Consider the following 12,110-nt stretch of genomic DNA (forward strand, 5'->3'; position numbering starts at 1 on the left):
TCAGCAAAGCGTCATGAGGGCCGATACTCGCTGACAAGCTGAACCGCCCACGCTGCGCCCGTTTTTTGCTGCGCCCCGTTTTTGCTGCGCCCCTTTTCATAGCCAAGGCCAACGCGCTCGTTCTCATGCAAGCCGACACCCTGCTGCACCTGCTGGAGCACATGGATGAAATGACTGCCTCGCGCGATCGCGAGCGTCTGGCCGAGCATGTTGCCAGCGGCGGACGCGAGCTGATCGACGCGCAGTTCGCATTGCTGCACCGCGTGCAGATCACCCCGCAAGGCTACGCACTGACGCCGGCCGCCTGGTCGGTGGAGGGCGTGGGTTCGTCGACGGCTGACGTGGACCGCCTCGAAGCGGAGAACGAATCGCTCTCTGCCGACCCCCTCCTGGAAGAATGTCTGGCCACACCGGAAGGCTTCGCCTGCGAGGAATACGGCAGCGACATCCGCCTGGCGTTCTCAGTGGGCGGTGTCGGCAACGCCGCGGCGGTGTTCGATGCCCGCACGCCGCAGATGCCGGATGCCGGTGCCATGGATTGCCTGCGCCATTTCCTGCGCATCTACGAGCAGCAGCTCAAGATGCTGGACTACGCCGAACTGGACACGCTGACCCGGCTGAACAACCGCAAGACCTTCGACGAGAACTTCGACCGCTTCATCTCGATTGCGGAGCAGGCCAGGCGCGTGAAGAACGGCGACCGTCGCGAGGACGAGGACAAGACCGCCCGCCCCTGCTGGCTGGGCGTGGTCGACATCGACAAGTTCAAGCGCATCAACGACAACTTCGGCCACCTCTTCGGCGACGAAGTGCTGCTGCGCGTGGCCGAGATCATGAAGAAGACCTTCCGCACCAGCGACAAGCTGTTCCGCTTCGGCGGGGAGGAATTCGTGATCCTGCTGCGCCACGTTTCGCAGGACAAGGCCGCGATGGTGTTCGACCGCTTCCGCCAGGCGGTGGAAGAGTACGAGTTTCCACAGGTCGGCCGCGTCACCTGCTCGCTGGGTTATCTCCAGATCGACGCCACCCTGACGCCGGCCGACATGCTGGGCCGCGCCGACGAGGCCTTGTACTTCTGCAAGGAAAACGGCCGCAACCAGATTGCCTGCTACGAAGACCTCGTGGCGCAAGGCCTGGTCGATGCGCCGGTGGAAACCTCCAACGCGGATCTGCAAGCCGACGTCGACGCATTGTTCGACTAGGAAAATCCTGCAAAGTGGTTCTGGCGTCCTTGCGCCTCCTGGCCGTACCAATCGTACTGTCTGCGTCGGCGCGCCTGGCCACTCATTTTCCCGAAGCGGTTGCGCTCCGCTCCACTCCACTTTGCAGGCTTTTCCCGTTCTGACAGGGGCAGAAACCCCGCAGCGCATGTGACAGCCCTGCACCGATCGGTCAAAATGTCAGGCTCTCGCGCCGATGGCGCACGATTCCAGCCTTGATTGCATCCCTTGACCATGTCAGACCAGCCGAACGCATCCACCAGCAACGCCGCCGAGCCCGCGCAAGACGAGAACCACATCATCGCGGAGCGCCGCGCCAAACTGGCGAAATGGCGCGAGGCAGGCAACGCCTACCCCAACGACTTCCGCCGCGAGAACACCGCCGCGAAGCTGCACGAGGGTTACGACGACAAGGAAACGGAAGCACTGGAAGCGACGCCGGTCAGCGTCACCGTCGCCGGTCGCGTTATGCTCCGCCGCATCATGGGCAAGGCCACCTTCCTGACCATCCAGGACCTGTCCGGCCGCATCCAGCTCTACGTCACGCGCGACGCCGTCGGCGAGGACGTGTATGCCGACTTCAAGACCTGGGACATCGGCGACATCGTCGGCACCACCGGCACCCTGTTCAAGACCAAGACCGGCGAGCTGTCGGTCAAGAGCGAATCCATCCGCCTGCTCTCCAAGTGCCTGCGCCCGCTGCCGGACAAGTTCCATGGCATGGCCGACGTGGAGCAAAGCTACCGCCAGCGCCACCTCGACCTGATCACCAGCGAGGAGTCCAAGGCCACCTTCATCGCGCGCAGCAAGCTGGTGTCCGCGGTGCGCCAGTACATGGACACACACGGCTTCCTGGAAGTGGAAACGCCGATGATGCATCCCATCCCCGGTGGCGCATCGGCCAAGCCCTTCATCACGCACCACAACGCGCTGGACATGCAGATGTTCCTGCGCATCGCACCGGAGCTGTACCTCAAGCGCCTGGTCGTCGGTGGTCTGGAGAAGGTGTACGAGATCAACCGCAACTTCCGCAACGAAGGGGTGAGCACGCGTCACAACCCCGAGTTCACGATGATGGAGTTCTACGAGGCCTACGCCGACTACAACCTCCTCATGAACTTCGTGGAAGGCCTGCTGCGCCACGCCGCACGCCAGGCGCTGGGCACCGAGGTGTTCCAGTACCAGGGCCGCGAGCTGGACATCTCCCGCCCCTTCGACCGCCTGACCATGGTGCAGGCCGTGCTGAAGTACTGCCCGGAATTCACCGAAGCGCAACTCGCCGACGAAGCCTGGCTGCGCGAGCAGCTCGCCGCCCGCAAGGCACTGCCGAAGGGTGAAGTCGGAATCGGCTCGCTGCAACTGGCCTTCTTCGAAGAGACGGCAGAAGCGCAACTGTGGAACCCCACCTTCATCATCGACTACCCGGTGGAGACCAGCCCGCTGGCCCGCGCTTCCGACAAGAACCGCGAGATCACCGAGCGCTTCGAGCTCTTCATCGTCGGCCGCGAGATCGCCAACGGCTTCTCCGAGCTGAACGATCCGGAAGACCAGGCCGAGCGTTTCCTGTCGCAGGCCAAGGCCAAGGATGCCGGTGACGAGGAAGCGATGTACTACGACGCCGACTACGTGCGCGCGCTGGAGTACGGCCTGCCCCCGACGGGTGGATGTGGCATCGGCATCGACCGGTTGATCATGCTGCTGACGGACAGTCCGGCCATTCGGGACGTGATCCTCTTCCCCCACCTCCGCCCTGAATGACACGACACGGCCTACTGCGCGGGCCGATCTTGAAACTGTGGTGCTCAACGTACATCACGTACGTCTCCGCTCCGCGTTTCAACCTCGACCCGCTCGCTACGGCCGCCTCGCGTCATTCCCCTCCAGCGGGCTTCTGATATCCGAAGCCGTCGTTCCCGCGAAAGCGGGAACCCAGTGTCGTTGAGTTCTTTTTCCGGCAACTGACACTGCCGCGCCGCCCCGGGTTGTTAAAATCCCGCCTCCCCCGCCGCGCGAGAAAATCCCTGTGTCCGCCGCCCAGCCCCGCTTCAGCGAAGCCGAGATCGCCGCCCATACGCCGATGATGCAGCAGTATCTGCGCATCAAGGTGCAGCACCCGGACACGCTGCTGTTCTACCGCATGGGCGACTTCTACGAGTTGTTCTTCGAGGACGCGGAACGTGCCGCGCAGTTGCTCGACATCACGCTCACCACGCGTGGTGCGTCGGGCGGGCAGCCGATCCGCATGGCGGGCGTGCCCTTCCATGCGCTGGAGCCGTATCTCGCCAAGCTGGTGAAGCTGGGCGAGTCGGCGGTGATCGCAGAGCAGGTTGGCGAGCCCGGCGCGACCAAGGGGCCGATGGAGCGTGCCGTGGCGCGTATCGTCACCCCTGGCACGCTGACCGACGCCGGCCTGCTGGACGACCGTGCCGACGCACCGCTGATCGCCCTGTCATTGAACCGGGGCACGTTGGGCCTGGCCTGGCTGAACCTCGCCAACGGTGACTTCCGCCTGCTGGAGACCGACCCGGAAAAACTGCCGGCGCAACTCGAACGCCTGCGCCCGGCCGAAGCGCTGATCCCCGACAGCCTGCGCCTGCCGATCCTCGAAGCGCGCGTGCCGGCGCTGCGCCGCCTGGCTGACTGGCAGTTCGATACCGACACCGCGCAGAAGCTGCTGACCGAACACTTCGGCACCCGCGACCTCGGCGGTTTCGGTGCCGACCGCATGCCGGTGGCACTGGCCGCCGCCGGTGCACTGTTCGACTACGCGCGGGCCACGCAACGCCACAGCCTGGGCCACATCACCGGCCTGCGCATTGAACGCGACGACGACTACCTGCGGCTGGATGCGCACACCCGCCGCAACCTGGAAATCTCCGAGACCTTGCGCGGCGAAGCTTCGCCCACGCTGCTGTCGCTGCTGGACCGCTGCGAGACGACGATGGGCGCGCGCTGGCTGCGCCACTGCCTGCACCACCCGCTCGCCAACCGCGCCGCGTGCTCGGCCCGTCACGAAGCCGTCGCAGAGTTGCTCGGCAACAACGGCAATGGCCCGATGCTGGCAGTCGCCGCGGCGCTGAAGCCGATCGCCGACGTGGAGCGCATCGCCACCCGCATTGCACTGGCCAGCGTTCGCCCGCGCGAACTGTCCAGCCTTCGCCTGAGCCTGGAAGCACTGCCTGCGCTGCGTGCTGCACTCGGCCCGGTATCCAGCGGCCTGCTGCATGACATCTGTCGCCAGATCGAACCGCCTGCGGACATCCTCCGGGCATTGCAGACAGCCATTGCCGACGAACCCGGCGTACAGGTACGCGATGGCGGCGTGATGCGCGATGGCTTCGATGCCGACCTGGACGAACTGCGCGCCATCCAGAACAACTGCGGCGAGTTCCTCGTCGCGCTGGAAACACGCGAGCGCGAGCGCACCGGCATCGCCAACCTGAAGGTCGAGTTCAACCGGGTGCACGGCTTCTACATCGAGGTCACCCACGCCAACACGGACAAGGTGCCGGACGACTACCGCCGGCGCCAGACCATGAAGAACGCCGAGCGCTACATCACGCCGGAACTGAAGACCTTCGAGGACAAGGCGCTGTCCGCGCAGGACCGCGCGCTGGCCCGCGAGAAGCTGCTCTACGAAACGCTGGTCGCCCAGCTCGCACCTGCCGTGCCGTTGCTGCAACGCATTGCCCACGCGCTGTCCCTGCTCGACGGTCTGAACGCCTTCGCCGACACCGCGGCGCGCTACAACTACAGCCGCCCGCAACTGGTGGACGAAGCGCTGATCGACATCCGCGGCGGTCGCCACCCGGTAGTCGAACGTCAGGTCGACAGCTTCATCAGCAACGACGTGCTGCTGTCGCCGACCCGCCGCATGCTGCTGGTGACCGGCCCGAACATGGGCGGTAAATCGACCTACATGCGACAGGTCGCGCTCATCGTGCTGCTGGCGCACTGCGGCGCCTTCGTGCCCGCCGCGTCGGCGCGCATCGGCCCGGTGGATGCGATCTTCACCCGCATCGGCGCCTCCGACGACCTGGCCTCCGGCCGCTCCACCTTCATGGTGGAGATGACCGAGGCCGCCGCCATCCTCAACGGCGCCACGGAACGCAGCCTGGTGCTGATGGACGAGATCGGCCGCGGCACGTCCACCTTCGACGGCATGGCGCTGGCCTACTCCATCGCCCGCAGCCTGCTGGACAAGAACCGCAGCTATGCACTGTTCGCCACCCATTACTTCGAGCTGACGCGGCTGGCGCAGGAAACACCGGAATGCGCCAACGTGCACCTCGGCGCGGTGGAACATGCCCATCGCATCGTCTTCCTGCACGCAGTGGAAGAAGGCCCGGCCTCGCAGAGCTACGGGATAGAGGTCGCCGCGCTGGCCGGCATTCCCGCGCCGGTGGTGCGCGACGCCAAGCGCCGCCTGCGCGCGCTGGAGAACCGCGAGATCGCGGCGGGCCCGCAGGAAGACCTGTTCGCGACCCTGCCCGAAGTCGAGACCACGACCTCGCACCCCGCACTGACACAACTGTTCGAGCTGGACCCCGACAGCATGAGCCCGCGTGAGGCGCTGGAAGCCCTGTACGCGCTGAAGAAGGCGCTGTAGACGCTCTTCATGCGGGAGACATGGCCTTCATGCCGCCGTGCGCATGAGGCCGCAACAGGACAGTGACTTTTCCCGCTTAGAATCGATCGTCCATCTGTTTCAAGAGCTGCATCCGATGTCCGATACCGTCTCCATCCGTTTCAAAGGCGAGTTGCTGCCCGGGCATTCGCTGGACGCCGTCAAGGCGCAGGCCATCACGCTCTTCAAGCTGACACCGGAAAACTGCAACGCCTTTTTCTCCGGCCGGGAGATCACTCTTCGCAAGGGATTGCCGACCTCGGAGCTGGCCCGTTACCTGGAACGCCTGCATGCCGCCGGCCTGCGTGTGGACATCGTCCCCGACGCAGCCGTGACACCTGCGGCTTCCCCTGCAGGCACGCAGCCCGCAGTCATGCCGGCTCTTGCCATGACGTCCGGATCGGCCCCCTCCCTGGCAACCGGCCCGGTATCGGTGCCAGCGCCCGGCGCCGACACCGTCACCTGTCCGCGCTGCCAGGAAGTGCAACCCAGGCGCACGCTATGTCGCAATTGCTCGCTGGACATACCCGGCTTCCTTGAAGCACAGGCACGCGAGCAGCAGGAAGCCCGGGCAGCGGCGGCGGCCGCTCGGGACGAAGCCCGCCTCGGCACCCATGGCGCGTATGACGAAGAGGTTTCACTCGCGAGCTTCTCATTCGAAGGACGAGTGGGACGGCGCACTTATCTCGTGGCCTCCGTGCTGTCGATCGCGCTGTTCGTGGCGCTGGGCCTGTGGATGCTGAAAGCGGGCGTATCGACGCCCTGGGTTGCCGTCACCCTCATCTCGGCCATTCTCAACATCGTGTGGGGTTTCCGGATGGCGGCGCTGCGCCTCCACGATGTCGGCGTAACGGGCTGGGCTTGTCTCGCGCTGCTGATTCCCTATGTCGGCGCCGTGGCCTGGCTGGCACTGCTAGTATGGCCCGGTAGCAAGGAGGGGAACGATTACGGTGAGCGCTCCCGACCGGTCAATCCCCTGGGCGTGCTGGGATCGATCCTGCTTACGGCCATCCTCGGGGCCATGCTGTTCAGCCAGTTCAAGGCCATGGGTCCGGAAGGAATCATGGAGCTGCTCCAGGACAGCGAGTTCATGGAAGGCGATTACGAGGCGACGAATGCGGACGATACGGACGAACTGGATGTGTTCGACGGCTACGATTCTTCGCGCAACACATTGGTGATGTATTCGCTGTCCACCTGCCCCTACTGCGCGGAAAAACGGCAGCAGTTCCGGGCGGCCGGGGTGCGTTTCACCGAGTACTTCATCGACACTGACGAGCGCGCCTCGGAAGACTTCACGGCCAGGCTCCAGGCGCACAACATTCCCAGCGGATCGATCGGCTTGCCGACCATCGAGATCAACGGGGTGTTGCTGCCGAACAATCCATCGCTGTCGAAGATCGCGCAGCACATCCGGCGCCCGCGAAGCTGATGCTCAGGTCGGTTCGATTCAGATGAATACGCTGTCGGCAATCGCGCCGTCCTTCCATGCAATCAGGATAGTCGTGTGACCGGGTCGTCCGTTTTCACCATTTCCCGCCTGGTACGCGCGCGCATCGCCACCAAGGCCCACTTCTTCATCAGCGGCCTGCTCTTCGCTACCTGGGGCGTGCACGTGCCCACGGTGAAGACGCAGTTCGGGCTCAGCGAGGCGGAGCTGGCCTGGCTGATGCTCGCCGGTGGGGTGGGTGCGTTGATCGCGCTGACCCGCGTCGGGGGTTGGGTCGCGCGTCATGGGGCACGGCCGGTGGTACTGGCGGGTGCCGCGGCAGTAGCGGCCAGCCTGGCCTTGTTCCTGTTCGCACCGGGTTACGCGGCGCTGATGGTGCTGCTCTTCGTGTTCGGCCTCGGCAGCGGTGGCTTCGATGTCGCCATGAATGCGGAGGCCGTGGCGGTGGAGCGCGAACTCGCAAAGCCCATCATGTCGTCCTTCCACGGCTTCTTCAGCCTGGGTGGACTGGCGGGCGCGCTGGTCGGCAGCCTGGTGGCGCGTCTCGCCATCGCGCCTTGGCTGCACATCCTGACGATGAGCCTCGCCGGCTTCGCGCTGGTGTGGATCGCCGCGCGCGCCATGCTGCCGGAATCCGCAACCCATTCGCCGGACGAAGCGCACCACGGCTTCAGCCTGCCGCGTGGCACCATCCTGCTCATCGGCCTGCTGGCCGCCTTCGGCCTCGTCAGCGAGGGGGCGATGTACGACTGGAGCACGCTGTACATGGCCGACACGCTGGGCAGTCCGGCGGACGTGGCGGCACTGGGATACGCCGCGTTTTCCGGTGCCATGGCGCTCGGGCGGTTCGGGGGCGACTGGCTGCGTGGCAGGCTGGGCGCGACGCGCACCCTGCGCATTTCGGCCTGGCTCACCAGCATCGCGATGCTGGTCACCTTGCTGATCGGCGAACGCTGGGCCGGCATCGTCGGCTTCGCACTGGTCGGCCTTGGATTGTCCAACGTGATTCCCGTGTTGTTCTCGGCGGCGGCACGCGTACCCGGCGTGTCGCCAGCGCGCGGCATCGCGGGCGTGTCGGGCGTCGGTTACCTGGGCTTCATGGCCGGGCCGCCGCTGATCGGCGCCATTGCGGAAGTCAGCAGCCTCACACACGGCCTGCTGGTCGTGGCGGCCTTTGCCGCCGCCGTCGCATTGCTGACGCGGCGTGCGATGCGCGACTGCACGGAGTGAGCCCACATTGAATTCCACGCTTCGCATCGAGCGCATCGACCTGGGTCGGGAGGATCACACCGCCATCCTGCGCAGGCTGCTGGACATCTACGCGCGCGACCCCATGGGCGGCGGTCATGCCCTGTCCGGAGATGTGTTGCAGTCGTTGCCGGAACGTCTGCGCGACTGGCCTGGCTACGTGGGCTTGATCGCCTTCGAGCATGATGTGGCGGTCGGGCTGCTCAACGCTTTCACCGGCTTCTCCACTTTCGCGGCGCGACCGTTGCTGAACGTGCACGACATCGCGGTGCTCCCCGATCACCGGCGGCGCGGCGTGGGCCAGGCACTGCTTGCAGCGCTGGAGCGCATCGCCCACGACATGGGTTGCTGCAAGCTGACGCTGGAAGTGCTTTCCAACAACGAAGGGGCGCTGGCGAGCTATGCGCGCTTCGGCTTCGCGCCCTACCAGCTCGACCCGCAGGCAGGACAGGCGCTGTTCCTGCAGAAGTGGCTCGATCGGCAGGACGACGCACCGCAAGACAAGGATCAACCACCGGCATGAGTTTTGGCGACATCGACATCAGCGAAGAAAGCGGCGTCCGCTACCTGCACTTCGGCTCCGAGTGGGTGCAGGGCGCGATGCGCATCCGCCGCCCGTATGACCTGGAACTGGCCTACACACGGGAGATGATGGCGGGACTGCTGATGCGCGACGATGCGCTGGCCAGCGGCCCCACGCATTCGCCGCGCTGGCCGCGCAACGCGCTGCTGATCGGCCTGGGTGCCGGCTCGCTCACCAAGTTCATGCACCGCCACCTGCCGCAGACGAAACTCACCGTCGTGGAGATCAACCCGGCGGTATGGGCGGCGGCCCAGCAGTTCTTCAAGCTGCCGGAGGAAGACGCGCGGCTGCGCATCGAGGTTGCGGACGGAGTGGACTTCATCGCACAGGGTCGCGGCTACTACGACTACATCCTCGTCGACGGCTACGACGAGGATGCGAAAGTGGGTCTGCTCGACAGCCTGCCCTTCTACCAGGCCTGCTGGTCACGCCTGTCGGAAAGCGGCCTGCTGGTGGCCAACATGTTCGGGCGCTCGCGCAAATACGGGCCGTCGCTGTCCCGCCTGGCCGAAGCCTTCGACCAGCGGGTCTTCGCCTTCCCGCCCTGCGACAGCGGCAACGTCGTGGCCTTCGCGGCACGCGGCGAGGCGGTCAATGTCCCGCTGCCCGTCCTTCGCGAACGGGCAGCCATCCTCCGCGCAAATACCGGCCTGGATCTGCGGACTACCGTCACCCAGCTGGAAAAGGCAGGAAAGCTCACCAGCAACGCACTCGTCTTCTGAACACAGGGAGACGACGTGCCGCCAGACACGGCGGCGTCATGGATCGCAAACCCGCCGACGCTGCTCCAGCAAGGAAAAGAACCGGGAGTATCGGCCTGACCTGGCGCCTCGTTACCACGCCTGACCGACACTCCCGCAAGACCGGTACTGCCGCGCTGGACACCACCGGCCCAAAGGAGCCCATGACGTTCATGAGCGGCGGCCATTTGAGCCCGATCGCGCTGTCGGTGCCAGTGTCCCTCAGGGCAGCAGCGCGACGGGCAGGTAGAATCCAGCCGCCCCCGTACCTGCGGATCCGAACACAGCCATGCCTCGCAACATGACGAAAGCGGCCATCGCCGAGGCTTTCCGCCGCTGGCATGCCGCCAACCCCGAGCCGACGACCGAGCTGGAATACGGCTCGCCCTTCCAGTTGCTCGTGGCGGTCGTGCTGTCTGCCCAGGCCACCGACAAGGGCGTGAACATCGCCACCCGCAAGCTGTTTCCCGCGGCGCCCACGCCAGAGGCCATGGCGACGCTGGGCGAGGCTGGCATCGCGGAGTACGTCAAGACCATCGGCCTGTACCGCACCAAGGCGAAGAACGTCGCCATGCTGTGCCGCCAGCTGCTGGAGCGTCATGGTGGTGAAGTGCCGGATGACCGCGAGGCGCTGGAGGCCCTGCCGGGCGTCGGCCGCAAGACCGCCAACGTGGTGCTCAACACCATCTTCCGGCAGCCGACCATGGCGGTGGACACCCATATCTTCCGCGTCGCCAACCGCATGGGGCTGGCACCGGGAAAGGACGTGGTAGCCGTGGAAAAGGCGCTGCTGCGCCGCGTACCGAAGGAGTACCTGCTGGACGCGCACCACTGGCTGATCCTGCACGGTCGCTACGTGTGCGTGGCGCGCAGTCCGAAATGTGCGGGTTGCCTGGTGTATGACCTGTGCGAGGCCAGCGACAAAACCGTATAAGCGCGGTTTGAGGCAGGCCGCGCAAACCGGCGCAGTGGCGCCCTACTCCAGCGCCTGGTAGTTGTCGGTCAGGAAACGCGGCGTGCAGATGGCGAGGAACACCAGGTCGCCCTGACCATCATTGCGGATGCGCTGCGGCTCGCCCGCGGGAATGACGACGACATCCCCGGCCGATACCGGCATCGGCGGCAGCTTGCCGGCCTCGACGACGCCACGTCCTTCCAGGATCACGTACCGCTCGGTGGTGTCGCGCAGGCTGTGCCAATGCGTCGTCACGCCCACCGGCACGCGGGCGCGCGCTACGGAAGCTGCGGCATCGTCCGGCGAGTTCCACCACTCCGTGATGTGGCAACCCTCCGCGAAGTAGTACTCCGGCGTGGTGGCGTTGAAGACGATGCGTGGCTTGGCGCTCACTCCGGACTCACCCCAGTGCGTTGCCGGCGGACACGACCGGCACGACCTTGACGATCGCGACCGAGATGTTGTCGCCGGCACCGGCGCCCCGCTCACGCGCCGCGTTGATCAGTACCTTGGCGGCGGCACGCGGGTCCAGCTCGTCGAGCGTGGTGCCCAGCTCGTAATCGCTGAAATAGGCCCACAGGCCGTCCGAACACAGCAGGAAGACGTCGCCTGCCTGCAGGGCCGGCGTGGCGCCGAAATCGATGCGCGGTTCGCGCTCCGCCCCCAGGCAGGACAGCAGCAGGTTGCGTTGCGGATGCGTCTCCGCCTGCGCTTCCGTGATGCGACCGGAACGGACCAGTTCGCCGACCAGCGAATGATCCGGCGAACGGCTGACCAGCCCGCCACGGCGGAAGTGATAGATGCGCGAATCGCCGCAATGCGCCCAGTCGGCATGGCCGGGGCGCAGCACGAACACGCAGGCGGTGCTGTGCGGGTCGGCTTCGCTGGTGAAGCGGGTCAGCTTGATGACCACGTGGGCCTCGTCGATGACCGACTTCAGGAACTCCTGGATGTCCTCCACGCCGGGCGTGAAGTGACTGAAATTCTGGCGCGCCTTCAGCACGACCTGCTCGGCCGCAATGGACCCGCCGGTATGGCCGCCCATGCCGTCGGAAAGGACGGCGAGCAGGCATCCAGGCTTGGTGGGATGCGGAAAGATGCCGACGCGATCCTGCTGTTCGCCCCGGTCGCCGATGTGCATCGCTGCGCAGGTTTCAATGCTGATGGACATGAGAGAGTATTGTTGTATTTATCGTATTTTACAAATTAATCGGATTTTGGCCACGCTGCGTTGCAGAAAATCGACTTCCGGGAACGTCTGGCGGGCGTGCGTTTCGTGCCGCGGAA

The 12,110-nt window shown here is 65.7% G+C and carries 10 protein-coding genes; 8 read left to right on the forward strand and 2 right to left on the reverse strand.

The genetic code is table 11. The features are described 5' to 3' along the window. Positions 1-125: 125 nt before the first annotated feature. From VVD47_RS03745 to nth, 8 genes are all read left to right on the forward strand, one after another. Positions 126-1,202 (forward strand): GGDEF domain-containing protein, encoded by a 1,077-nt coding sequence (locus VVD47_RS03745; protein ID WP_327602060.1) that lies wholly within the window; start codon positions 126-128, stop codon positions 1,200-1,202. Between the two features lie 252 nt (positions 1,203-1,454). Continuing rightward, entirely contained in the window at positions 1,455-2,978 is a 1,524-nt protein-coding gene (gene lysS, locus VVD47_RS03750; RefSeq protein ID WP_327602061.1) for a lysine--tRNA ligase, read from the forward strand. Positions 2,979-3,300: 322 nt separating this feature from the next. Next, the gene (gene mutS / locus VVD47_RS03755; RefSeq protein ID WP_443080958.1) at positions 3,301-5,829 is read left to right on the forward strand and encodes a DNA mismatch repair protein MutS; all 2,529 of its coding nucleotides are present in this window, start codon (positions 3,301-3,303) and stop codon (positions 5,827-5,829) included. Positions 5,830-5,944: 115 nt separating this feature from the next. After that, entirely contained in the window at positions 5,945-7,279 is a 1,335-nt protein-coding gene (locus tag VVD47_RS03760) for a DUF805 domain-containing protein (protein ID WP_327602062.1), read from the forward strand. Positions 7,280-7,354: 75 nt separating this feature from the next. Further along, positions 7,355-8,527 (forward strand): MFS transporter, encoded by a 1,173-nt coding sequence (locus VVD47_RS03765; protein ID WP_327602063.1) that lies wholly within the window; start codon positions 7,355-7,357, stop codon positions 8,525-8,527. A 7-nt stretch (positions 8,528-8,534) separates the two neighbouring features. After that, positions 8,535-9,068: a GNAT family N-acetyltransferase gene (locus tag VVD47_RS03770; RefSeq protein ID WP_327602064.1), complete on the forward strand. Its 534-nt coding sequence runs from the start codon at positions 8,535-8,537 to the stop codon at positions 9,066-9,068. Further along, positions 9,065-9,850 (forward strand): spermidine synthase, encoded by a 786-nt coding sequence (locus VVD47_RS03775; protein WP_327602065.1) that lies wholly within the window; start codon positions 9,065-9,067, stop codon positions 9,848-9,850. The genes VVD47_RS03770 and VVD47_RS03775 overlap by 4 nt, the downstream gene beginning before the upstream one ends. A gap of 319 nt (positions 9,851-10,169) precedes the next feature. Then, positions 10,170-10,802 (forward strand): endonuclease III, encoded by a 633-nt coding sequence (nth, locus tag VVD47_RS03780; RefSeq protein WP_327603178.1) that lies wholly within the window; start codon positions 10,170-10,172, stop codon positions 10,800-10,802. A 42-nt stretch (positions 10,803-10,844) separates the two neighbouring features. On the opposite strand, the gene VVD47_RS03785 is transcribed toward nth, so the two are convergent. Together VVD47_RS03785 and VVD47_RS03790 are read right to left on the reverse strand one after the other, a co-directional pair. After that, a complete protein-coding gene (locus tag VVD47_RS03785; RefSeq protein WP_327602066.1) occupies positions 10,845-11,216 on the reverse strand; it encodes a cupin domain-containing protein in 372 nt (123 codons plus the stop codon). A gap of 7 nt (positions 11,217-11,223) precedes the next feature. Then, a complete protein-coding gene (locus tag VVD47_RS03790; RefSeq protein WP_327602067.1) occupies positions 11,224-11,994 on the reverse strand; it encodes a PP2C family protein-serine/threonine phosphatase in 771 nt (256 codons plus the stop codon). Positions 11,995-12,110 lie beyond the last annotated feature (116 nt).

This window comes from Uliginosibacterium sp. H1 (genome assembly GCF_036017065.1).
GTDB lineage: Bacteria > Pseudomonadota > Gammaproteobacteria > Burkholderiales > Rhodocyclaceae > Uliginosibacterium.